Source organism: Klebsiella sp. K47 (assembly GCF_051858335.1).
Taxonomy (GTDB): Bacteria; Pseudomonadota; Gammaproteobacteria; order Enterobacterales; family Enterobacteriaceae; genus Klebsiella; species Klebsiella pneumoniae.
The window spans coordinates 1-220 of record NZ_JBPYUI010000472.1 but is presented as its reverse complement, the minus strand read 5'-3'; the positions used below and the strand labels follow the sequence as shown (position 1 = coordinate 220).

1 protein-coding gene is annotated in these 220 nt (G+C 42.3%); it reads left to right on the top strand.

Annotated features, from left to right (window positions below):
• Window positions 1-114, top strand: a 114-nt coding sequence (locus tag RRF55_RS28850; RefSeq protein ID WP_439419423.1) for an RcnB family protein, incomplete at its 5' end; no start/stop codon positions are given.
• Window positions 115-220: the final 106 nt, after the last annotated feature.

Genomic DNA, 220 nt, shown 5'->3' with positions numbered 1-220 from the left:
AAAGACCATAATCTTCCAAAGCCAAACAGAAACCAGCAGTGGTACAAAATCAACAATGACTACATCTTAGTCGACGCAGACAGCAACAATATTCTGCGCATTATGGGGCTTTAATCTGCGCTTCATTTTGTACAACTCCTCGACATTATTCTTGAGACCTGAATCAACACCCTTTCACCCGCTTTAGTACGACTGCATACTCCTCTTAAGAGACCACAGT